Source organism: Marinobacterium zhoushanense (assembly GCF_014641945.1).
Taxonomy (GTDB): Bacteria; Pseudomonadota; Gammaproteobacteria; order Pseudomonadales; family Balneatricaceae; genus Marinobacterium_D; species Marinobacterium_D zhoushanense.
The window spans coordinates 539,502-561,687 of sequence record NZ_BMIJ01000003.1 but is presented as its reverse complement, the minus strand read 5'-3'; the positions used below and the strand labels follow the sequence as shown (position 1 = coordinate 561,687).

Annotated in this window: 19 protein-coding genes; 15 read left to right on the top strand and 4 right to left on the bottom strand. The window is 53.4% G+C overall.

The genetic code is table 11. The features are described 5' to 3' along the window. Positions 1-138: 138 nt before the first annotated feature. The 9 genes from IEX40_RS09800 to IEX40_RS09760 all read left to right on the top strand — a co-directional run bounded on the left by IEX40_RS09800 (position 139) and on the right by IEX40_RS09760 (position 7,029). The gene (locus IEX40_RS09800; protein ID WP_188747686.1) at positions 139-453 is read left to right on the top strand and encodes a hypothetical protein; all 315 of its coding nucleotides are present in this window, start codon (positions 139-141) and stop codon (positions 451-453) included. A 118-nt stretch (positions 454-571) separates the two neighbouring features. Further along, positions 572-1,294 carry a hypothetical protein gene (locus IEX40_RS09795; protein WP_188747685.1) on the top strand — a complete coding sequence of 241 codons (723 nt, stop codon included), beginning with the start codon at positions 572-574 and terminating at the stop codon, positions 1,292-1,294. Between the two features lie 66 nt (positions 1,295-1,360). Further along, entirely contained in the window at positions 1,361-2,218 is an 858-nt protein-coding gene (locus IEX40_RS09790) for a toll/interleukin-1 receptor domain-containing protein (RefSeq protein ID WP_188747683.1), read from the top strand. Positions 2,219-3,208: 990 nt separating this feature from the next. Next, positions 3,209-3,697 carry a GNAT family N-acetyltransferase gene (locus IEX40_RS09785; protein ID WP_229680676.1) on the top strand — a complete coding sequence of 163 codons (489 nt, stop codon included), beginning with the start codon at positions 3,209-3,211 and terminating at the stop codon, positions 3,695-3,697. Between the two features lie 117 nt (positions 3,698-3,814). Then, entirely contained in the window at positions 3,815-4,342 is a 528-nt protein-coding gene (locus IEX40_RS09780) for a GNAT family N-acetyltransferase (RefSeq protein ID WP_188747681.1), read from the top strand. A gap of 336 nt (positions 4,343-4,678) precedes the next feature. Next, on the top strand, positions 4,679-5,077 hold the full coding sequence (locus tag IEX40_RS09775; RefSeq protein WP_188747679.1) for a GFA family protein: 399 nt from the start codon (positions 4,679-4,681) through the stop codon (positions 5,075-5,077). 102 nt (positions 5,078-5,179) lie between these two features. Continuing rightward, positions 5,180-5,677 carry a DoxX family protein gene (locus IEX40_RS09770; protein ID WP_188747677.1) on the top strand — a complete coding sequence of 166 codons (498 nt, stop codon included), beginning with the start codon at positions 5,180-5,182 and terminating at the stop codon, positions 5,675-5,677. Positions 5,678-5,730: 53 nt separating this feature from the next. Next, positions 5,731-6,144, top strand: a complete 414-nt coding sequence (locus IEX40_RS09765) for a hypothetical protein (protein ID WP_188747675.1) — start codon at positions 5,731-5,733, stop codon at positions 6,142-6,144. Between the two features lie 270 nt (positions 6,145-6,414). Beyond that, the gene (locus IEX40_RS09760) at positions 6,415-7,029 is read left to right on the top strand and encodes a class I SAM-dependent methyltransferase (protein WP_188747673.1); all 615 of its coding nucleotides are present in this window, start codon (positions 6,415-6,417) and stop codon (positions 7,027-7,029) included. A gap of 33 nt (positions 7,030-7,062) precedes the next feature. Here IEX40_RS09760 and IEX40_RS09755 read toward each other — a convergent pair whose 3' ends face one another. Further along, positions 7,063-8,001 carry a LysR family transcriptional regulator gene (locus IEX40_RS09755; protein WP_229680675.1) on the bottom strand — a complete coding sequence of 313 codons (939 nt, stop codon included), beginning with the start codon at positions 7,999-8,001 and terminating at the stop codon, positions 7,063-7,065. A 102-nt stretch (positions 8,002-8,103) separates the two neighbouring features. Here IEX40_RS09755 and ydiJ point away from each other — a divergent pair, with 102 nt between their 5' ends. The 5 genes from ydiJ to IEX40_RS09730 all read left to right on the top strand — a co-directional run bounded on the left by ydiJ (position 8,104) and on the right by IEX40_RS09730 (position 17,172). Beyond that, entirely contained in the window at positions 8,104-11,160 is a 3,057-nt protein-coding gene (gene ydiJ / locus IEX40_RS09750) for a D-2-hydroxyglutarate dehydrogenase YdiJ (protein WP_188747671.1), read from the top strand. A gap of 144 nt (positions 11,161-11,304) precedes the next feature. After that, a complete protein-coding gene (rraA, locus tag IEX40_RS09745; protein WP_188747669.1) occupies positions 11,305-11,790 on the top strand; it encodes a ribonuclease E activity regulator RraA in 486 nt (161 codons plus the stop codon). A 369-nt stretch (positions 11,791-12,159) separates the two neighbouring features. Beyond that, a complete protein-coding gene (locus IEX40_RS09740; protein ID WP_188747667.1) occupies positions 12,160-13,239 on the top strand; it encodes a porin in 1,080 nt (359 codons plus the stop codon). A 197-nt stretch (positions 13,240-13,436) separates the two neighbouring features. Continuing rightward, positions 13,437-14,597 carry a nitric oxide-sensing protein NosP gene (gene nosP / locus IEX40_RS09735; protein ID WP_188747665.1) on the top strand — a complete coding sequence of 387 codons (1,161 nt, stop codon included), beginning with the start codon at positions 13,437-13,439 and terminating at the stop codon, positions 14,595-14,597. Further along, on the top strand, positions 14,572-17,172 hold the full coding sequence (locus IEX40_RS09730) for a hybrid sensor histidine kinase/response regulator (RefSeq protein WP_308421599.1): 2,601 nt from the start codon (positions 14,572-14,574) through the stop codon (positions 17,170-17,172). The genes nosP and IEX40_RS09730 overlap by 26 nt, the downstream gene beginning before the upstream one ends. 145 nt (positions 17,173-17,317) lie before the next feature. Here IEX40_RS09730 and IEX40_RS09725 read toward each other — a convergent pair whose 3' ends face one another. Beyond that, positions 17,318-17,986, bottom strand: a complete 669-nt coding sequence (locus IEX40_RS09725; RefSeq protein ID WP_188747661.1) for a response regulator — start codon at positions 17,984-17,986, stop codon at positions 17,318-17,320. Positions 17,987-18,207: 221 nt separating this feature from the next. On the opposite strand from IEX40_RS09725, the gene IEX40_RS09720 reads away from it, so the two are divergent. Beyond that, positions 18,208-18,558, top strand: coding sequence for a PilZ domain-containing protein (locus tag IEX40_RS09720; RefSeq protein ID WP_188747659.1), 351 nt, complete (start codon positions 18,208-18,210; stop codon positions 18,556-18,558). Here IEX40_RS09720 and IEX40_RS09715 read toward each other — a convergent pair. Beyond that, positions 18,552-20,330 carry an ABC transporter ATP-binding protein gene (locus IEX40_RS09715; RefSeq protein ID WP_188747657.1) on the bottom strand — a complete coding sequence of 593 codons (1,779 nt, stop codon included), beginning with the start codon at positions 20,328-20,330 and terminating at the stop codon, positions 18,552-18,554. The two genes, IEX40_RS09720 and IEX40_RS09715, sit on opposite strands and share 7 nt — an antisense overlap. After that, on the bottom strand, positions 20,317-22,065 hold the full coding sequence (locus IEX40_RS09710) for an ABC transporter ATP-binding protein (protein WP_188747655.1): 1,749 nt from the start codon (positions 22,063-22,065) through the stop codon (positions 20,317-20,319). The genes IEX40_RS09715 and IEX40_RS09710 overlap by 14 nt, the downstream gene beginning before the upstream one ends. Positions 22,066-22,186 lie beyond the last annotated feature (121 nt).

Sequence of the window (22,186 nt, the reverse complement as noted above, 5' to 3'; positions counted from 1 at the left end):
GAAGTTTTGGCGAGATCAACGCCGATAGTTGAAATAGACATGGAACACCTCCGATTGATCGCTGCTTATGCCCGCAGGTAAGCGTGGCACCTCAACCCAGGGAGGGGGAGTCCATTTCATTCGTTAGAAGCAAAAGTCATGGAAAGATTCTCAGTAAATGGAGTATTGGCACTCATCGCGCTTGTGGTTCCACTCGCAGCTGAATACTCCACAGCAAATCCGAATCATGTTCCGGGTACAGGTTTTTCGGTGCTGCTGTATGAGCCAGTCGACTTTGCCTATGTACTCCTGATAACAGTCTGCTTTGTTGTTTTGAATATCCGTTATTCGGTAAAGCATGGTCGGCCGACAAGTGGCGGTGCTTTATTGGGAGTCGCCTATAGTGCCTTATGGTTCTTGATGGCCTTTCTGGCGGTTGGCCAGTTGCACTTGTGGTTAGGGGGCAAGCTATGAGTACCCTTGCTTCTAACAAAAAATTCAAGTCGCCCGCGAGCGGGCTGGGACCTCAAAAGCTACGCTTTTTCGGCCCCTTAATTGCGCGTTAGGCATATCTCAGCCAGGAGTATAGATCATGGACTTAGATGGTATTTTTCCAAATAATTCTTTTCCTCAGCTTGCCAGTATCTCTGCACCATCGTTTCCGGATCCACATGCACCGCGTAGAGAAATTGATTTAAGCGATGATGACGAGTCTATTGTAGAAAACTCTATTGCTAAACTCGATAAATCAAGTTTGGATACAGATGGACTTTTTGAAATATTTAGTGACTGGCAAACAAAAAAGACATTAACATCAAAAAGAGTCTTTCTGTCCACATCGCTTTTAGTTGCTGCAGCAACATGGATAGGGGTGGATTACACAGATTTAACTTTGTTTGGGCTAAAGCTAGCAAGTGGAAATCACGAAAAGCTAATTATATTTGTACTTTTATCAATAGTGTCTAGTGGTATATTTTATGAGATGTCTAGACGAATTGATTCTAGCGTAAGAAGAGCGAAAATATCTCATATCAATAGAGATATTAAAGTGTTGAAGGAGTCAGTAAAAGCCATTGAAGATGTTATGAAAAGGAATAATATACCGTCTTTTGTTGACTTGTATTTTGACTTCAGATCTTCAATGACTGCTGCTTCGCAGCATGATGCTATAGATGTTTTTCGAGCGATAAATTTTTACAACAAAAATCTCTCTAAAGCAGGAAGCGGTCTTAATATAGTAATAATAGTCGAAGAAGTACTGATATACAGTATTGCTGCGTACGCAGTTATAGCGCTTCTGCTTTCGATTTTATAATGTCTAAAAACTATTATGAGGCCGAAGACCTCATAATTGGGCTGCTAGGTAAAAATAGGAGATTCAATGCAAGTAAAATATGATATAGCTTTGTTTTTTGCAGGTGAAGATAGGGCATATGTAGAAATGGTTGCTGAACAGCTTAAGGCCCGTGGTATTTCCGTCTTTTATGATTTTTATGAAGAAGAAAACTTGTGGGGTAAAGATTTATATGTACATCTAACTGATCTATATCGGAAGCAAGCAAAGTTTACTTTGATGTTTATATCAAAGAATTATGCAAATAAATTGTGGACTAATTTAGAAAGGAAAGCTGCACAATCGAGAGCCTTTGAAGAAAGTTCAGAATATATTCTTCCAGCTAGATTTGATGATACAGAAATCCCAGGTGTCTTATCTACGACAGGCTTCATTGACTTGAGGAAAAAGTCGCCAGTTGAAGTTGCAGTCATGGTTGGGAAGAAGCTTGGGGTAAACCCATTTGAAGTTAAATCTCATTCTGTTCCTCCACCAAAAAATGAACTTCTAATCGGTAGAGCAAAATTTGACTACTCAAACAACAATGGTCTATTCAGAATCGGTAGCGGAGCATTCGAATTTTCAAGTAGATGGTCAAAAGCTAGCAATACATCAATACATTGCTATACAGATACCCCCAACATCAGGGGCGTAGCTTTGGCTCCAAAAGATTCAGAATTAGAAAACCTTGATTCAGTCTCGATATTTGACTACACATCTCGGGTTAGAAAACCAGAAATTGGTAGATATGTAATTCTTCAAAATACGAACGGTATTTATGCTGCCTTAAAGATCATATCAATCAAAGATGACTCACGTGGTGATGAATATGATGAGTTGGTTTTTGATTATTGGATACAGAAATCTGGTTCTGATAGCTTTGTGGAATATGCATCAAGGGCCTAACAAGCGTAAGCACTTGACCCAAAAAAGCTACGCTTTTTCGGTCAAGTGTTACAGGCGTTAAGTGCTTATGCGTACGTCATTTATAAACATATGGATGGGATTATTATCAACTTTGATGTTGATACCTTGTGTTTTTTCGATAAATGGAATTTACTATTTTATTAGTGAACCAGAAAGCAGCACTAGAGTTGAAGGTCTGATGGTTGTTGGTTTTATGGGGCTGTATTCAATAGTACTGGTAATTCCATACATTTTAAGTGTATATATACTAAGAAAGAAACTGAGCAATAAAATTATACTGACTACAGCTTTACCATTTTTGGTGCTGGGAGTGCTATTAATATATGGAACGTATTTGGGTATTCCATGGTAGTGCACTTAACAAAGCATTCAAATCGTTCGTTTCACTCACTGGGACCTCAAAAGCTACGCTTTTTCGGCCCTTTAATGCGGCGTTAAAGGTAATAGCCATGAAACTATTAGTAGGATATTCGGTTATTCCAATACTTTTCAGTTTAGGGGCTGTAACTTACGTCATGCTTACCGGAACAAATAATCAGGCTCAGTATGTGATTTTATTATTTTCCAGTATTCTCTTCTACGGCGCACCTTTTTTCGTCTTTGGCATTCTATCCATGCTACTTAAGGCTTCTAACTTACTAGTACACTTTGGATTTGTTGGTATAACACTGTCTTTACTATTGGTCGCAAGTTTTTGGCTCCTGCCACGTGATCCTTCGGGCCTACCCGCACAATGGATGCTATATTGGCCTCTATCAATAGTTCTTTGCCTTTTATCAATTGGGATAAGCATTGGATATACTAAATTCAAAAAGCCCTAACAAGGCACTGTTGCCGCAACACTGCGTGTTGCTGGGACCTCCGCAGCTACGCAGCTCCGGCCCCTAAATTAGGCGTTATGCGCCCGAGTTACCCACGAACAGTAGACACCTTCTATAGTTAGGTTTACGCCTGACGAGGAGGTGTATGATGGCTAGAAAGAAGTATCAAGGTATGAGTGAAGTCGAGTTTTTGAGTTTTAAGCAAGTAAATCCAGACGACTTCATGGCAATTGTCAACGAAGATTCCCTGAGAACGCATTTAATTGATCATCCATATTTTGATAGCGCGAGCCTTCAAGCCTGGATGGATGAAAAAATCAATATAGATTCGATACAAGGTTGTCGCATCCGGGCAGTTTTTATCGATGGAGAATTAGCGGGATGGTGTGGAATTCAACCCGATGATAATGGTTTTGAATTGGCTATTGTTATCTCTCAGGAATTTTGGGGATTTGGCATATCCATTTTTAAATCGCTCATTGGTTGGGCTAATGAGATAGGGCACAAAGAAGTACTATTTCATCTGCTCGATAGTAGGCCTGAGTATAAGTCGCTAAATAAAATCTCGAGCAAGGTTCATAAAACAGAGCAGTTAGGGCGGTGTTTCACAACCTACTATATTCCGGTTGGTAAATAGTGCATACAAAAACTTATGACAAGCCAATCATCGCCCTCCAGCAAGCTGGCTCGGACTGCCTAAAAGCTACGCTTTTCGTCAGCCCGTTATTGGGGCATTACGCACAGGGAGAGTACGGTGCAATTATTTGAAACCGAAAGGTTAGTCGCAACGCCACTATCCCTCCAGGACGTTGCAGCGCTCACTGAGATTCTGAGTGACCCGGAAGTTATGAAGTATTCCATTCGCGGAGTTTGCGACGCGGAGGCTACTCGACTATTTATAGACTGGTGTCTCAAATGTTATGAGTCCCACGGACTAGGCCCTTGGGCATTGAGGGAGAAAGGTTCGAGCGAGCTTATTGGCTTCTGTGGTGTTGGGCCTGAAATAGTCAGAGAGGTTGAAGAAACCAACCTGGGTTATCGATTGGCGCGAAGGTACTGGGGTCAGGGTTTTGCAACCGAAGCTGTTAGAGGCGTGCTGCGGTATGCCTTCGACCAAAAAAAGTGTGAGTCGGTGGTGGTTATTATAGAACCAGAACATGTAGCTTCAGTTCGCGTAACTGAGAAGGCCGGGTTCGGCGAGTACACCGTTCAAGAATTTCATAATAGGCCGGTGCGGCTATATCGTATGACTTGCGAAGACTGGGCACTGCATAACCAGTAGTCGAGAAGAGTGCTATTGATCTTGGTCTGAACTCGCTGAGCCTTGAGAGTACCGCTACTGCTAAAGGATTTTATGAACACCATGGTTATGTTTTAAATGATAAAACACGAAATTGCCTAAGATATACCAAGGCAATTAAATCATAGAAAGTACAAGCACGATCGTGCATACGTTCGCTGCATCTCGCGACGCTCGTCGGCTGTTGTCAGCGTTATACGTGTATTCCCCTGAGTGCTGGCTGATCCCGCGAGAAGTTGTTACAAAGTACTGGATATGTATACAGTTGTTATGTATTGTGCTGAGTTGAAGTAAACGCTCAATGCTCAGAGGTGATATATGATTAAGGGAAGCTGCTGTTGCGGGGCCGTTCAATTCGAGTTGACTGAAGCCCCGAGTATGATGGGAACATGCCATTGCAGCCGATGCCGAAAAGTTGGCGCCAGCACTCTTGTCTTTGTAAAGTCAGAGTCTTTTCGGATAGTTGAAGGTCGAGATAAGATATCGACCTTCAAGGCTGAGCCCCCGTACAAATACAATCGTTGCTTTTGCTCGGTATGTGGTTCAGCACTTGGTGAGGTTTTTTCAAAAGATGAGACTTTTCCTTTGGCTGCCAATTGCATAGATGGAGATATTGGACTCAAAAACAAATTTCACGAATTCGTTTCGGAAAAACCGACCTGGCTTGAGATTGGCGATAAAGCAAAGCAATTCGACGAGCATCCATTTGCGTCATAGGTATATGCGTAGCAAAGTACAGCACCCCCGCCCCGCTAGCGGCGGTGGGGTGCTCGTAAAATTGTACCCGTGCGAACGATGTTATGACGCTATGAGGTTTTTATGATAACGCCAGTCATTATTTTGTGTTTATTGTCATCTCCTTTGTTAGTGGCTTTTATAATATCAACGGCTAATGGCCGGAAATTAGCTACTCGCAAGTATGCCTGTTGGGGGCTGGGAGTAGCCTTTATCTACTTCTTTGTCGGCCACATTGTTAAGACCGATGGGATGATTGAGATGTTGCCCGCATGGGTGCCGCTGCGTTTGCAGCTTATCTATGCAACCGGTGTCCTTGAACTCGCAATAGGGGTTGCGCTTTTCATCCCCAGGTATCAGACGATTGCAGCAAAATCAGCTATTTTGGTATTTGTTGTGTTTTTCCCAGCAAATGTGTACGCCGCCTTAAACGGTGTTGGTCTTGGCGGTCATCAGTGGGGCCCTGTTTATTTATGGATACGTGCTCCTCTTCAAATACTATTAATTGCATGGGCGTATTATTTATGCCTGGAAAATCATAATAGATCAATGCAGTCAACCACCAACGCGTCGTCAGATTGAGGCTCTAGGAATACGAATAGTAGACATTTTTCATAAGAACGTATGGAGAAATTGTGACAGGGAAACGTTACTTTCAGATATCACTTTTAGCACCTCTAATCGTACCTTTGTGTGCTCCTGTGCTTTTTTATACTGGCATTGGTTTGCTTGAGACGCTGGCTGCAGTATTGTTTTTTTCTTTAATTTATGCCGGGCCTGCATATCTGGTTTTTGGATTGGCAGTTCTGTTTTTCACAAGAAATATGAGCGTGAGTCAAATACGTAGGGTGTCTTATTTCGCTCCTTTTATTTTTATTGGCATCTTATTGTTGATTGCTATTCTTGCAAAACTGCTTTGGTTCCAGCACGCAGAGTTTGAGTCTATATTCCCAATATCCGTCTTTATATTGATTTTTGGCTACATGTATGTGGGCTTGGTTAATTTGATCTATGAACTGTCTTTCAAGGAAGAGGAAGACTGCATTTAGTGAAACGTTAAAATTCGGTTGTTTCACTTTTCGATGCCATAGTCGATTATTTAACGCAGCCTTATGAATGAGAGGGAATGATGGAGAACATCAAAGGAATGTGTCTTTGTAAAGGCGTGAAGTATGAGATATTGGGTGTGGTGTGAAAGCCTGTGGCCAATATGTTTGTAGGCTCCAGAGCGTCATGGGATGAGATCACCGATGGGTTACCCCAGTTCGCACAATGGCCTGGCGATGAATCTAACGTAAGGGAAACCAGAGGAGCAGAGAGTGAAGGACGCTAAACAGTTCTGGGATAGAACCGCGGCACGCTATGCGAAGAGTTCTATTCGCGATATGGCCAGTTATGAGAAGAAACTGGCGATCACCCAGGAGTATTTTCATCCGGACTGGAAGGTATTGGAGTTCGGGTGCGGCAGCGGTGGTACCGCTATCATCCATGCACCGTTTGTTGGCCAGATGGTAGCAACCGATATCTCGGACAAGATGCTGGATATAGCCAGGCGTAAGGCGAAAGACGCTGGTGTCGAGAATATCACCTTCAGACAAGGGACTCTGGATAGCCTGGAATTTGAAGATGCGTCCTTTGATGCGGTCCTGGGGCTTAATATTTTGCATCTGTTGGAGAATGTAGAGGGCGCGCTCTCCCGCGTGTATCGGTTGTTGAAGCCGGGCGGCGTTTTTGTATCCAGCACGGCTTTGGTCAGTGATATGAATGTTGTGTGGCGCCTGGTGATTCCACTAATGCAGTCTGTTGGTTTGGCGCCCTATGTAAACCGCCTAGGGCGGGACGATCTACTGTCCAGACTGACGGAAGCCGGCTTTAAAATCGATAAGGAGTGGCAGCCTGGCAAGGATTCGATCTTTATCGTTGCCAAAAAATAGGCCGGTGTGGGAGTTGTAGCTGCTCGCAATCGATCACGTACCTTGAACCCCCTCAGGTAGCGTCATACTGGCCAGATGCTCATGCACGCAATCCAGCATCGCGGCGGCGGCGGGGCTCAGCGCGCGGCCGCGGCGGGTAATGATGCAGATCTCACGCTCAAGCTTTGGGTGCTCGAGAGGGATAAAGCGTAGCTGGGCGAATGAGTGAGTATCGGCTGCCAATGCCGGCAATACCGATATGCCGAGGTTTTGTGCAATCAGCGCGGCCAGTCCCGCCGGGTTGTTAGCTTCGATCGGTGGCGTGCCCAGCGTTATCGGCAGCTGTCCGCTTTCGGAAAAACGCTCTAACTGCGCCCTGATGCCGTTTTCTTGGCTTAGCAGAATAAGTTGATCGCCGGGGATGGACAGCCAGTCAAGGCTTGATGATTGTGCCAACGGATGCTGGTGTGGGACGACCAGACCGTAACGGTCGCGCAATAGTGGTTGGTACTCCAGATCCGGTTGATCCGAGTGGTTTCCGGCGATGGCGAAGTCGACCTCGTTATTCAGCACCCGTTGTTCAAGACTGCCGGCACTGTCGTCGCGGATATGGACGCTGATGGTTGGGTGCTGCGTACGAAAACGCGCCAGCGCACTGGGTAGGAAACGGGTGACGATGGAGGGCGATCCGGCCAGGTTGACGTGGCCCTGTTTCAGTTCGGCACGGGATTGCAGGTCGGCCATGGCAGTGGAGAAATCGGACAGCAGTCGTTCGGCCACTGGCAGGAAACGCTGGCCTTCGTCGGTCAGCAGCACGCGTCGGGTGGTACGGTCTAACAGTTTAAGCCCGGCCTGGGTTTCCAGTTGCTGAATCTGGGCGGTCAGGGTCGATTGGGTTAGATGCAGACCTTCGGCGGCGCGGGTGAAACTGCCACAGCTGGCGACCTCAACGAAGGCCTGTAACTGGCGAATCGATATATTATTCGGAATCATCAATTAATCTATCAAATTTTATCGTTTGATTGATAAATGATGATTCTGCATCATTGCGATCATTATGACCAGTTTCCATCTTATGTTTGAACGGGTAGCCGCATGATCCCACGCATCGCCGAGACCGATACCATCAAGGATCTCTATCTTGAGTTTATCGAGGCGCTCAAGCACGCCGGATTCGAGGGGGATCTGAACCCCGATTACGCCAACCGGGTTGTGCTCGCCACCGACAACAGTATTTACCAGATACTGCCGCAGGCGGTGCTCTATCCGCGCAATACCCAGGATCTGGTGCGGATCGCCGAGCTGGCCGAGCAGCCCCGTTTTCGTGAAGTGGTGCTGAGCGCCCGGGGCGGTGGCACCGGCACCAATGGTCAGTCGTTGACCGACGGTCTGGTGGTCGATATCTCCAAACATATGAACCGTATCCTCGAGATCAACCCCGACGAGCGCTGGGTCAGGGTGCAGGCGGGGGTGGTCAAGGATCAGCTCAATGCCGCGCTGAAACCCTACGGTCTGTTCTTTGCGCCGGAACTGTCGACCAGCAACCGCGCTACGGTGGGCGGCATGATCAATACCGATGCCAGTGGTCAGGGTTCTGTGATGTACGGCAAGACCCGCGACCATGTGCTGGAGCTGACCAGCGTCTGGCTGGGCGGTGAGGTGTGGAGCTCCAAGCCGATGGATGAGGCGGAGCTGGACAAGGTCAAGGCGCGTGACGACCGCATCGGCGAAGCCCATCGGGTGATCGATCAGGTGTTCGGCGATAACCGGGAACTGATCGACAGCACCTTCCCCAAGCTGAACCGTTGCCTGACCGGTTACGATCTGGCTCATATCCGCGACGAGCAGGGGCGGTTCAACCTGAACTCCATCCTCTGCGGCGGTGAGGGCTCGCTGGCGTTCATTGCCGAAGCCAAACTCAACGTGCTGGCGATCCCCAAGCATTCGGCACTGGTCAATATCAAATACGACGGTTTCGAGGCGTCGCTGCGTGATGCGCAGGCGCTGATGGAGTGGGGTCCGACTTCGATCGAAACGGTGGACTCCAAGGTGCTGAACCTGGCGATGGAGGATATCGTCTGGGACAGCGTGGCCAGTTATTTCCCGCAGTCGGCGGGGGAGCCGGAGATTCGCGGTATCAACCTGGTGGAGTACACCGGCGACGATGAGGACAAGCTGCGCGAAGAGGTGGAGGCGCTGTGCCGCCATCTGGATAGCGTCAGCGGCCAGCCCGGCGCCAGTTTCGGTTACACCGTGGCCTACGGCGCAGGTGAGATCAACAAGATCTGGGGCATGCGCAAGAAGTCCGTGGGGCTGCTGGGCAACGCCAAGGGGCAGAAGCGGCCGATCCCGTTCGTCGAGGATACCGCGGTACCGCCGGAAAACCTGGCCGACTACATCATGGAGTTCCGCAAACTGCTGGATGATCACGGCCTCGCCTACGGCATGTTCGGTCATGTGGACTGCGGTGTATTGCATGTACGTCCCGCCATCGATATGAAGGACCCTGTGCAGGAGCGTCTGATTCGCACCATCACTGACGGTGTGGCCGCGCTGACCAAGAAGTACAAGGGACTGCTCTGGGGTGAACATGGCAAGGGTGTACGCTCGGAGTATGCACCGGAGTTCTTTGGTCCGCTCTATCCGCAACTGCAGCGGATCAAGGGTGTCTTCGATCCGCGTAATCAGATGAACCCGGGCAAGATCGCGACACCGGCGATCGAAGGGGTCGAGCTGCTGAAGATCGATGCAGTGGCGACCCGCGGCCAGTACGACCGTGAGGTACCGGAGATCGTGCGCGAGCAGTACGACTCGGCGATGAACTGCAACGGCAACGGCGCCTGCTATAACTTCGATCCCAACGATGCCATGTGCCCATCGTGGAAGGGCACACGCCAGCGCATCCACTCACCGAAGGGGCGTGCGTCGTTGATCCGTGAATGGCTGCGGTTGATGGCACGCCAGGGGGTAGACCCTGTGGCTGAGGCGCGGGAGACTCGCCGCACCAATGCGCTGCTGTCGCTGCCGATGAAGCTGCGAAATACCTGGCGTCGTGACCGGGGCGAGTACGATTTTTCCAACGAGGTGCACGAGGCGATGATGGGCTGTCTGGCCTGTAAGTCCTGTGTCGGGCAGTGTCCGATCAAGGTCAATGTGCCCGATTTCCGCGCCCGCTTCCTGGAGCTGTACTACAGTCGCTACCTGCGGCCGGTGAAGGACTATCTGGTCGGCAGCCTGGAATTCATGATCCCGACCCTGGCCCGATTCCCGGCGCCGTACAACTGGGCTATGAACAATGCGCTGGTGCGTGCGGTGATGCGTCGATTCGGGGGGATGGTGGACAGCCCGGTAATCTGTACCCATAGCCTGCGTCAGGGGCTGGATCAGCGTGGTATCGAATGGGCAACGCCGGAGTTGATTGGCTCATTGAGCGCGGGCCAGCGTGAGCGCGCCGTGGTGATCGTGCAGGATGCGTTTACCAGTTACTTCGAAACCCAGCTGGTGCTGGATCTGGTCGATCTGCTGGGCCATCTCGGCTACTACGTGATGGTGGCGCCGTTCATGCCCAACGGTAAGCCGTTGCACGTTCACGGCTTTATGACGGCGTTCGAGAAGGCGGCACAGCGTAATAGCCGGATGCTCTCCGCGCTGGAGGATACCGGGGTAGCGCTGATCGGCATCGATCCGTCGATGACGCTGACCTATCGCCAGGAGTACGCCGACGCGGTGGAGGGCGATCTACCCAAGGTGGCGCTGATCCAGGAGTGGCTCAGCGGCGAGCTCGGCCGTATTAAGCTGGAGCGGGATATGCCGAGCGGGGAGTTCAAACTGCTCGCGCACTGTACGGAGAAGACCTCGGCGGCGCCGTCGCTGAAACAGTGGCAGGCGATCTTTGCCGCCCTCGGCCAGAAGCTGGATATCATCTCCTCCGGATGCTGTGGCATGTCCGGGACCTTCGGTCACGAAACAGCGAACTACGAGCGCTCCAAGGATATTTACGATCTGAGCTGGCGTAATATCGTCAATACGCAGGAGCACCGTGGCCAATTGATGGCGACCGGATACTCCTGCCGTTCCCAGGTTAAGCGGATGGATAACCAGGCTTTGCCGCACCCGGTGCAGGTGTTGCTGGACGTGGTCACGCCCGCCTAATCGGGTTTTTGTGCGCTGCACAGCAGGCTTCGTGTTCGGATGGTGAAAACTGGCCATAAGTGGTAGTGCAATTGCACAACGCTTGGGCCAGTATTGGCTTTTACCATTCAGTTACTTTTTGCTATTCAGTTAAAGGAGCCTGCTGTGGAAGACCTTCTCCCTGAACTCTGTGATCAGTTCCCCGAACTCGTGACCGTGGTCGAGCCAATGTTCATCAACTACGGTGGCCGGGAAAATTTCGGTGGTGAGATCGTCACCATCAAGGCGTTTGAGGACAACTCCCTGGTAAGGGAGCAGGTCGCGCAACCGGGGGCCGGCAAGGTGCTGGTGGTCGACGGCGGCGGCTCCATGCGCCGCGCCATGCTGGGCGACATGCTGGCGGAGAAGGCCTGTGTCAACGGCTGGGAAGGGATCGTGATCTACGGCTGCATTCGCGATGTGAATGCGATCGGGGAGACCGAGATCGGCGTTCAGGCACTCGGTACCCATCCGATGAAAACCGATAAACGCGGCCTTGGCGATCTCAATGTTGAGGTGACCTTCGGCGGCGTAACTTTCCGTCCCGGCGAATACCTCTACGCCGACAACAACGGCATTCTGGTGTCTCCTCAGAAGTTGGCACTCGCCTGATCTACTTCCCCGCAACATGACATGATGAGCGCCGCTTCAGGCGCTCTCTTTTTTCTATATTTGCGTATTAATTTACGACTTTAGAAACAGTACGTTAGGTACTGTCTATGGCTCCATCCCCTCGTAGTGCTTCTTTCCCTGTCCAAGGCGCGAATCTCCTCGGCCTTCGGGCCAGAGTCTTCGGTTGTCATTCGCCTGTTACTATTGTCTCAACCTGTTTCATCGCCTTATGAATCGAATGCAAAGCAGGGCGAAAACGCGCCCATAGCCTGATATCGACACTCAGCGCCTGTCTCAATAATCACTCCCCGTCAGGTAGGAAGGAGCCTCCAACCGCCTGATCGTCATGACTACAAACAAGGGGATGATATGAAAAAGAACAAACTGACCCGTTCTCTGCTGGCATTGGCTGTCGCTGCATCAGCGGCGACCGCGCAGGCGGAGATCATGCTGTACGATAAGGAAGGTACAACCTTCTCGGCAGATGGCCTGCTCAACGCTTTCTACACCTATCAGGACCAGGGCGATACCAATGTATCCCGCGTCCGTATGGGTTTCCTGCCGAACTACATCGGCTTCAACGTGACCAAGCAGCAGGGCGACCTGAAGCTGGGTGGCCGTTCTTCATTCTGGGTGACCATCAACGACGTCAATAATGACGATAGCAATGGCGACAGCGAGACCGACTCGGCGATCGACGTGCGTCAGTTCTATGCCACGGTCGACGGTGACTTCGGTCAGGTATTGTTCGGTAAGGATTTCGGCCTGTACGCACGCAGCAATATCTTCAATGACGAGCTGCTGCTGGGTGTCGGCTTTGCGCCCCAGTCTACTTCCCGCACCACCTTCGGCAACATCACTACCGGTTACCCCTACGCCAACCCCAACGCGCAGATCACCTACCGTACGCCGAAAACCAACGGCTTCCAGTTGGCCGTCGGAATGCTCGATCCGAGCTACACCTCAAGCCTGAGTACGTACAGTGAAGAGCCGCGCCTCGAAGCCGAGCTGACCTATGGTACTGACTTTGACGGTGTCAGCTTCAATGCCTGGTTGAGTGGTGCATCGGGCGAAGCGACCACCGGTTCCTCCAGCGTTGACGCGCAGGGCGTGGCCTACGGTGCTCAAGTGGGTGTCGGCGGCTTCAAGCTGACCGCGTCCGGTTTCGACCAACAGGGCATACCGACCACCTTCACCAGCGACGTTTTGGCTGCTGAAACGGATTCGGATGGATATCTGGTTCAGACCTCCTACACTTATCAGGCGGTCCGGGGCGTGCTTTCCTACGGCAACGTGGACGCAGGCGGTTCGACCAGTGAACTGACAGGAGGTGCGTTGTTCTACTCTGTTAACGACAATTTGAAACTTGTTGCCGAATACAGTGTCTATGAACCGGAAGGCGGTACTGATATGGATACCATCGCACTCGGCGCAGTACTGACCTGGTAATAATCGTCATCCTTTCAGCGTATTAGCTGGCCGCAGACTGGAGCTCCCCCTTCATCCGGTCTGCGGCTTTTATTTTTTCCCCTCTACGCCCTGCGCAGCGTATATTCAGTACTCAAGTAGCATTACCCCCTATTGGCCGCTGTGCCTACAATCAAAATAATCTCTTTGCTATAGAAGTAACCACGGGAGTACCCGGGATGAATGCGCCCCTGATAAAAGAGCCTGTCGTGACCGCAGTGTCGCGTGAGCAAAATCCAAAGCTTGCCGCGCGGGAGTTGGCCGAAGGTCTGCTGCACCCGGAGCTTGGCTTCGTGCTCTTTTTCTGTTCGGCCGAATATCCGCTTGAACAGCTCAGTGCCGAGCTGGATAAAGCTTTCGAAGGCATCCAGATCACTGGCTGTACCACGGCGGGTGAAGTGACGCCTCAGGGGTACGAACGCGGCAGCATCACCGCCATAGGATTTGACCGCAACCTGTTTGCAGCTGAAGTTGCGCTGATCGAGTCGCTGGAAGGTTTCGCTTTGGCCGATGCACAGAAGCTGGTGGATGGTCTGGTGAATGCCTGTCGTGAAGACCGGGTTGCCCCGATCAAGGGCCACAGTTTTGCGCTGACGCTGCTTGATGGTCTCTCCAGTCAGGAGGAGATGGTGCTGATGACGCTAAATGCAGCGCTAGGCAGCATCCCTCAGTTCGGCGGGTCGGCCGGGGACGATATCCACCTGACCAATACCCATGTCTATTACAACGGTCGGTTCTATACCCAGGCTGCGGTGGTGATCATGATCAGCACGCCGTTGGATTTCGAGGTGTTTACCACCCATCACATGCACGCGCGTGATGAAAAGCTGGTGGTCACCGCGGCGGACCCGGGTAGCAGAACCGTGTACGAACTCAATGCAGTGCCCGCCGCCGAGGAGTACGCCCGTATCGTCGGTCTACCGGTTGAGCAGCTCGATAACCGGGTGTTCGCTTTTAAACCGCTTGCGGTACGTATCGGCAATGAACACTACGTGCGTTCGATTCAACGGGTTAATGAGGATGGCAGCCTGACGTTTTACTGTGCGGTCGAGAATGGCATTGTGCTGACGGCGATGGAGCCGGGGTCGATGATCGAGAACCTTGGGGCACGCTTCGATAATATCGAAAGCGAAATGGGCGATCCGCTGATCACCATCGGATGCGACTGTTTCCTGCGCCGCCTGGAGCTCGAGTACTGCGACCAGGCCGAAGAGATGTCCCGCTTCCTGCAACAACACCGCGTTGTTGGTTTTAATACCTATGGTGAACAGTATGACGGTATGCACATCAACCAGACCTTCACAGGAGTTGTCATTGGCCGAAACAGCCGGCATGGATGATGCAACACCTGAGCAGCTGCGTGCACGCATAGCGGAGCTGGAATCCGAAAACGCCCGTCTAAACAAGATTCGAAACGCGTTGGTTGAGCGTGTCGAAGCCAGTAGTGCGCTACGAGCTGCCCCCTATGCCGCGTTTGAGCACTCGGTCATTCTCGCCGAGCAGGTCCGCGAGCGTACCGAGGCCCTCAACGCTGCACTGCATGACCTGAAACACTCTCACCAAGCGCTGAAACTGGCTAACGAGGAGGCGGCGACTGCCCACCAGCGCCTGATCGATGCGATCGAAAGCATCTCCGACGCCTTTGCCCTGTTCGACGCCGACAAGCAGTTGGTGCTGTGCAACAACCAGTATCGCCAGATCTGGGCGCTGTGCGGTGTCGATATCCAGCGCGGTACCACCCTGGCACGCTGCCTCGAGCTTGCCGTGGAGCGTAAGCTGATCGTGGAGACCCAGGTCGGCAACGAGGACGCGAATATCTACCGTCTGTGTGATGGCCGCTGGCTGCAGATGAACAGCCGCACCACGGGCGATGGTGGCCTGGTGGCGCTGTATACCGATATTACCGAGCTTAAAGCGTCCGAGGCCGCGCAGCGGGAGCAGGCGCTGGAACAGAAATCACGCCTGCTCAAGAGTACCGTGGACAACCTGTCGCAAGGGGTGGTGCTGATCAACGCCGAGGGCCGGGTAGAGATCTGGAACGACCTGTTCCTGACCCTGTGTGGGCTTGATCGAGTACAGATGGAGGATGCGCCGCAGTTCGAACGCTTGATGGACAGCTCCGGAGTGTTGCTGCTGACGCCGCGCTCGAAAGACGAGAGTGGACAGCCGTTGGACGAGTTGACCCAGGAGCTTAGCGACGGCCGGGTGGTTGAGATCCGTACCCATGCCTTGCCGACCGGCGGGTACGTCAACACCTATACCGATATCACCGAGCACTCCCGTTACGCAGAAACCCTGCGCGAGAGCGAACGCTGGATCCGCCTGATCACCGACCATGTGCCGGCGTTGATCGCCTACGTCGGCGAGGATATGCGCTACCAGTTCACCAACAAGGTGTACGACGACTGGTACGGCTGGCCGCGGGGATCGCTGCTCGGCGAGACCATCGGTCGAGTGCATGGCGATGCCCAGTTCGAGCGTCTGAAACCCTATGTTGAGCGCGCGCTGGCAGGGGAGAGCGTTACCTTCGAGATCGAAGAGGCCAACGCCGCCGGCGAGAACCGCTACCTGCTCAAGGCCTATGTGCCCAACATGGATTCGCAGGGCAAGCCGGTCGGCTTCTTCGTCATGATTCGCGATATCACCGAACGTCGACGCACGGCCATGGCGCTGCAGCAGGCTTATCAGAACCTGGAGCAGCGGGTACGCGAGCGTACCTCGGAACTGACCGAACTTAACCAGCAGCTGCGCCAGGAGATCGGCGAGCGTAAGGCGATCGAATCACGTCTGCGTGAGGCCAAGCAGGAAGCGGAGCAGGCTAACCTGTCCAAGACCAAGTTCCTGGCAGCGGTCAGTCACGATCTGCTGCAGCCGCTCAATGCGGCGCGCCTGTTCACCGGTGCGCTGCTGGAGCAGCCGATGCCGGAGCGCATCGCGCATCTGATCGGCTCGGTGAGCAACTCGCTGGAGGATGTAGAGCGCCTACTCAGTACCTTGGTCGATATCTCGAAGCTGGATGCGGGGGTGATTCAGCCTGACGTATCGGCATTCCGGGTGAACGAGTTGCTGGACAACATCGCACCCGAATACACGCATATCGCGAAAAGCGAGGGGATCCACTTCAATTCGGTATCATCCACCGCGGTGGTGCAGACCGATCCGGCACTGCTGGCGCGTATACTGCGTAACCTGCTCTCCAATGCGGTGCGTTACACCGCTCCGGGCGGCCATATCCTGCTCGGCTGTCGCCGCCGTGCCGACGGTCTCGAGGTGCAGGTGTGTGATACCGGTAGTGGTATCCCCGCCGATCAGTTGAAGACGATCTTCCAGGAGTTCAAACGGGGGAACAACGTCAGCCAGGACAAGGGGCTGGGGCTGGGGCTCGCCATCGTCGAAAAGATCGTCAGGATGCTGGGTCATAGCATCGAGGTGCGTTCGGAGCCGGGCAAGGGCTCCATCTTCTCGGTATTGATCCCCTATGGCGAACTGGCACCTCAGCACACCGTGCCGCAGCTACAGATTGCCGATGTTGGCGAGCGTCTACGGGGTTGCAGTATATGGATGATCGACAACGACCAGTCGATCTGCGACGGCATGGCCACGCTGCTTAACGGTTGGGGTTGCAGGGTAACCACGGCGGTAAGCCTGGAGCAACTTCGCGAACAGGTTGCGGTTGGAACCGCACCGCTGGATCTATTGATCGCTGACTACCATTTGGATAACAACGTGATTGGTGTCGATGTGGTGCGCGAGATTATGCAGCAGCGCCCGGACGAACCGCCCGTGTTGATGATTACGGCAAACTACAGCAACGAACTGAAGCAGCAGATGCGTGAGCTCGGCTACCAGCTGATGCATAAGCCTATCCGTCCACTGAAACTCAAGACCATGCTCAGTCACCTGATGAAGGGGTGATGCGGTTAACGGCAGATTCTGGCGCAGTGCCACGATATCGGTATGTTATTACCGCGCGCAATCGATGCGCGTAACCAGTGCTTATCCAGCGAGTGAAGATTGCATGACGTAGCCCCCGGCCTAAGCCGAGAGCCGGGGAGGGGCGTTAGCGTCTCAGGTAGTGAGCAAAGTCTATATCGCTGGCGGACAGGATCGCCTGCACGCGGTTGTGCACGCCAAGTTTACGCAGGATCGCCGAGACATGCGCTTTCACAGTGGTTTCGGCAATATTGAGGTTGTAGGCGATCTGTTTGTTGGATTCGCCCTGCGCCATGCGCTCCAGTACCAGCAACTGACGGCGGGTAAGCGAGTTGAGCAGCTCGGGTGGGATCTGTGGCTCGCCAAGACGCCGGTTGCGACGGTTGTCACCGCCACTGGAGCGGATGATGTCGCTGGGCAGGTAAACGTTGCCATTGAGGATCTGCTGCAGCGCATCGGTCATCTCTTTGCGCGGAGCCGACTTGGAGATGAAACCCACGGCGCCACAGGTGATCGCCTGCAGCACGATCTGCTTATCGTCTTCAGCGGATACGATGACGACCGGTACGGTAGGGGACTCGTTACGCAGCGAGATGAGGCCGTTGAGGCCATGCATGCCCGGCATATTCAGGTCGAGAAGTACGAGATCGAGATCCTCGTCTTCGGTGGCCAGTTTGAGGGCGGTTTCCAGATCCTCGGTCTCAATAGTCTCCGAGCCTGGGAAGCCTGACTGGATAACGTTGGTGATCGCCTCACGGAACAGCGGGTGATCATCGGCAATCAATATGCGATACACGTCTTTATCCCTCTTATGGTGTTTATTATCGGGGCTATAGTCCGTATTACACCTTTATGCACGTCACGGCGAAATTGAACCATCGTTGCAGCGATATAGTACCAAAGTATTGGTTTTTCTACAGGGCATTGATATCAGTATGGTATTTATTACTGTTTCGTGGCAACCGATCTGCGATAATAGACGGATCTGCAAAGGTTCTCGGTATAGAAGGTGCTCCATTGGTACATGATGAAAGACGTCTGTATCCCCGTGTGGTAACAAACCTGGGGGCGCAAGTTCAGTTTGAGCAGGAGAGTTTCGCGGTCGAGATGGTGAACCTGAGCCTGGGCGGTTTCCTGATCGAGGGCTGTGGTCGACTGGTGAACCTCCCCAAGTCTCCGGTAACGGGTGCGATAGAGTTCGGGCTCAGTTTCGAACTTGAGAACCATACAGTGACCAGTCAGTGCCGTGTGGTCTACAAGCGCCGTCTCTCGGCCGATAAGGCCGCGCTGGGACTTAAGATCATCAATATGGACGAATCGACGCAACGTGTGATCGATACCTACGTGAAAAAGAATCTGAGCTATTGATGCTCGGCCATCTCCACCTGCTGCGCCTGATACTGCAGCCGGTACAGTCCGCGGTAGATGCCGTGCTCTGACTGCATCAGTTCAGCATGGGTGCCACGCTCAACCACTTCACCCTGACGCATCACCAGGATGCGATCGGCCCGCCGGATGGTCGAAAGACGGTGGGCAACCACGATCAGTGTGGTCTGGCCATGAAGTTTGTTCAATGCCTGCTGCACGACCGACTCGGTCTCGCTGTCCACGTTGGCTGTTGCCTCGTCCAGCAGCAGAATTCGGGGCGTAGCGGCCAATGCCCGTGCGATGACCAGCTGCTGCCTCTGTCCGGTGGAGAGGCGGGTGCCACGTTCGCCCAACAGTGTTTCCAGTCCCTGCGGCAGTTGGCTGACAAATGCGCCGAGACCGGCCTCGTGTAACGCCTTCTCGATCTGGAGCTGCGGGAGGTTGCGTCCCATATCGATATTTTCCCTGAGCGATGCCGACTTGATGAACGGCTCCTGGGGTATCAATGCTATCCCGTCCCGCAACGCTTGCTGGCTGTACTGGTCGATCGTCCTGTCATCGAGCGTCAGGGTCCCTGCGCTGACCGGGTAAAAGTTCAGCAGCAGGTTTAGCAGGGTGCTTTTGCCGCTGCCGGTGTGACCGACAATGCCGATGAAACTGCCGGCGGGTATCTCCAGGCTGAGCTGCTTGAGTACCGGCTTATCAGCGCGGTAAGCGAAGCTGACGTTACTGAACCTGACGCCGCCCCTGGGGATACAAGGCTCGGCGCCTTCCGTAGCGGGCAGTGGCTGCTGCAGCAGCGCCTGTACTCTGGCTCCCGCCACCATCGCCTGTTGATAGAGGTTGAATCGCTGGGTGATCTCGGCAAGGGGCTCGGTAAATCGGCCCAGAAAGTTGAGGTAGGCGTAGAGTACGCCGATCTCGATCGCCCCCTCTACCTGAACCTGGCCAAATCCCCAGATCACGGCAATCAATACGCTGATGCTGAGCAGGTCGATTGCCGGCCGCAGCAGCAGGGCGCTCACCCTGATGGTACGCATTCGGCTGGCATAGTAGCGCGTGTTCAGCTGCTCGAAATAGTCGCTAAACCGACCCTGCTGACCGCCAGCCTGGATCACCGGCATACCGGCGATGGACTCACTGATCAGGTTGTTGATCTCTGAGCGGTGCTGGCGTGATGCGGCAACCGCCGCGCCGCTCAAGCGCTGATACAGGTAGATCAAGCCAATCACACCGGGGATCAACAGCAGGGATATCGCCATCAGCCTGAGGTCGAGCAGCGCCATGGCGATGATGATACCGATCAGCAGCACGGCGTTGGTCAACACCGTGGACAGAAACTGGACATAGAGATCCTTGATCGCTTCGGTGTCGTTAGTGATCCGGCTGACCAACTGTCCGGTCGCCGCACGATCGTACCAGGCGATCGGCAGCTTCAGCACGTGGCTGAAGACGCGCTGGCGGATCTCCTTCACGGCGGCGAGGGCGATATCAGTAAACCTCAGCGTTTGTTGATAGCGTAGCCATGCAGATCCGATCTGGGTGAACAGGTAAGCCGCCAGTATCATCGCCAGAGGCATTGGCGCAAAACGCGACTGCATCAGGTAGTCGTCGATAAACAGCTTGGCTAATAGTGGGCCAGCGACGTCGGCACCGGTGGCCAGCATCAGTAGCACGGCTGCACGCACCAATAGCGGCTTGTCCCGGCCAATGTAGCTAAACAGCAGGCCGAAGGCACTGGAGCTTTGTATTGACTGCTTATCCTGCTGCATCGTCGAAGTCCGCCTCCAGCTGCTGATAGGTCCACATCCTCGCGTACCAACCATCTCTGGATAGCAACGCATCATGCGGGCCGGACTCGATCAGTTCGCCGTGGGCCAGCACGAGGATGTTGTCGCACTGACGCAGCGTGGAGAGGCGGTGACTGATGATGATGGTGGTTCGGTTGCGCATCTCCTGCTGCAGCCGCTGCAGGATCTGCTGCTCGGTACGTGAATCGACGGCGGACAGGGCGTCGTCGAGAATCAGTACCGGTGCCTGGGTCAGGATCGCGCGGGCGATCGCCAGTCGCTGGCGCTGCCCGCCGGAAAGCGCAATGCCGCGCTCACCGACCGGGGTGTCATAGCCCTCCGGGAAGTGCTCGATCTCGTCGCCGATAGCGGCGAGAGATGCTGCTCGGCGGATCTCATCCATTGTCGCGTCGGGTCGGTACAGCGCAATATTCTCGCCGACGCTGAGGCTGAACAGGAACGGATCCTGAGGTACATAGGCAAAGGCGCGACGTAACATCTCGAGTCGATAGGCACGGAGTGGCTGGCCGTCGAGCAGGATCATCTGTGTATCGTCCAACTCCCAGTATCGCATCAGCAGTTGGATCAGCGTGGTTTTCCCAGCGCCCGTCGGTCCCGCTATCCCCAGGCGCTGCCCGGCGCCAAGGTCGAAACCGATCTGGCTGAGCGTCTCTGTCTGCTCCTCAAGGTGGTGAAAACTGAGATTGTCCACGCTTATCTGCACCGACTGTGGTGTAAGACTGCCGTTATCCGGCACGCTGTCAGGGGTTTCGAGCAGGTTCTCAACTCTTTTCAGTGCGGCGCTGCCGCGCTCTACAATATTGAGCAGCCAGCCAAAGGCGAACATGGGCCAGATCAGTTGCACCAGGTAGAGGGTAAAGCCGGTTAGCTCACCGACACTGAGTTCTGTGTGAACGATCAGCCAGGCGCCGTAGCTCAGGGTTAGCAGCATGGCACCCGCAAGGCTGAGGAATACCACTGGCTCATACATCGCCTCGCTTCGTGCGACCTGGTAGTTGATGTCGGCGGCGCGGTTGGACAGCAGGTTGAACTCGTTGCTCTGCACCTCCTCAAGCCCCATGGAGCGGATCAGGCGGATACCGGTCATCGACTCCTGAGTCATGTCATTGAGGCCGGAAAAGGCTTCAAGGGCATCGTGAAATTGATGATGGATGCGATTGGAAATCCGATAAAAGTAGTAGCCCATCAACGGGAAAGGGATCAACGCGACCAGCGTCAGGCGCCAGTCGATCACGGCGAACATCATCACCAGCACCAGCACGAAGGTCAGTGCACCATCGAAGCCGGACAGAATCCCCTCACCGGCGGCCACCTCGATGGCATCGATATCGTTGGTCGCACGGGCCATCAGATCGCCGGTGTTGTGGCGAGAATAGAACGCCTGTCCCTGGGCCGCTAGACGGGCGTAAAACGCCTTGCGTAAATGATGGCCCAAACGGTAGGAGGTGCCGAACAGCATGAGGCGCCAGCCTACACGCATCAGGTAGATGATCAGTGCTCCTGCCGCAAGCAGGATCAGCAGGGTGTAGGTACGCTCGGGTTGATCGGGTGTGGCGACCAGCCGGTCGACGGCCTGGGCCACCAGCCAGGGGATGATCATATTCAACGCTGCCACCACGGTCAGCATCAGCAGTGCGGCGGTGTAGGTCGCTTTATGATCGCGAAAGAACCATCCAAGGCGTAGAAAAAGTCTCATCCGGGTGAGCGTCCAGCTTAATAAAGATCAATCGTTCGGCAAATGCGGGCTGCTGAATCACCATCTATCCTTAGATAGGTGTCGCCAGAGAGTTTGCCGCTCAGGGAGTGTGCGCATATCT

What these genes read in the sequence shown, in the direction of transcription:
- IEX40_RS09800 (WP_188747686.1), top strand. Translation starts at nt 139, where the DNA reads ATGGAAAGATTCTCAGTAAATGGAGTATTGGCACTCATCGCGCTTGTG.
- IEX40_RS09795 (WP_188747685.1), top strand. Translation starts at nt 572, where the DNA reads ATGGACTTAGATGGTATTTTTCCAAATAATTCTTTTCCTCAGCTTGCC.
- IEX40_RS09790 (WP_188747683.1), top strand. Translation starts at nt 1,361, where the DNA reads ATGCAAGTAAAATATGATATAGCTTTGTTTTTTGCAGGTGAAGATAGG.
- IEX40_RS09785 (WP_229680676.1), top strand. Translation starts at nt 3,209, where the DNA reads ATGGCTAGAAAGAAGTATCAAGGTATGAGTGAAGTCGAGTTTTTGAGT.
- IEX40_RS09775 (WP_188747679.1), top strand. Translation starts at nt 4,679, where the DNA reads ATGATTAAGGGAAGCTGCTGTTGCGGGGCCGTTCAATTCGAGTTGACT.
- IEX40_RS09770 (WP_188747677.1), top strand. Translation starts at nt 5,180, where the DNA reads ATGATAACGCCAGTCATTATTTTGTGTTTATTGTCATCTCCTTTGTTA.
- IEX40_RS09755 (WP_229680675.1), bottom strand. Translation starts at nt 8,001, where the DNA reads ATGATTCCGAATAATATATCGATTCGCCAGTTACAGGCCTTCGTTGAG.
- ydiJ (WP_188747671.1), top strand. Translation starts at nt 8,104, where the DNA reads ATGATCCCACGCATCGCCGAGACCGATACCATCAAGGATCTCTATCTT.
- IEX40_RS09740 (WP_188747667.1), top strand. Translation starts at nt 12,160, where the DNA reads ATGAAAAAGAACAAACTGACCCGTTCTCTGCTGGCATTGGCTGTCGCT.
- nosP (WP_188747665.1), top strand. Translation starts at nt 13,437, where the DNA reads ATGAATGCGCCCCTGATAAAAGAGCCTGTCGTGACCGCAGTGTCGCGT.
- IEX40_RS09715 (WP_188747657.1), bottom strand. Translation starts at nt 20,330, where the DNA reads ATGCAGCAGGATAAGCAGTCAATACAAAGCTCCAGTGCCTTCGGCCTG.
- IEX40_RS09710 (WP_188747655.1), bottom strand. Translation starts at nt 22,065, where the DNA reads ATGAGACTTTTTCTACGCCTTGGATGGTTCTTTCGCGATCATAAAGCG.